Consider the following 471-nt stretch of genomic DNA (forward strand, 5'->3'; position numbering starts at 1 on the left):
TCACGACGGTGGTCGGAGTGCCCGCGGTTTCCAGGTGTTCATAGTTGCCGCCAGTCACCCCGGTGATGCTGTTGGTCAGCGGGGTGTTGGTGTTCAGCACGTTGTTCGGGGCAATGAAGTCCACCGAACCGCTGCTGGAGTTCACAGGGATGGTGATCGACTGGCCATTGGCCAGGCTGATGACCAGTGGGGTGCCGGTGACCGGGGAGGTGACCGACGCGACGTAGGTGACCACGCCACCTTCAACAGCGCTCGCGGTGGCTGTCAGGGTGACGGTCGAGGTATCGATCGAATCCGTTACAGCGGTGACGGCAGCAGTTGGGCTGACTTCGAGGTGCTCAAAGTCACCACCGGTGGTGCCAGTGATGGTCACACTGACGTTGCCGCCGTCCACGTAAACGGTGTTCTGCGGGGCCGGGAAGGTGATCGAACCTTCACTCAGGCCCTTGCCGATGGTGATGGTTTCGCCGT

General features: G+C 61.8%; 1 protein-coding gene. It reads right to left on the reverse strand.

The features are described 5' to 3' along the window. Positions 1-471, reverse strand: a 471-nt coding sequence (locus ACODSK_RS32665; protein ID WP_489022289.1) for an immunoglobulin-like domain-containing protein, incomplete at both ends; no start/stop codon positions are given.

Source organism: Pseudomonas sp. FG98, assembly GCF_057808595.1.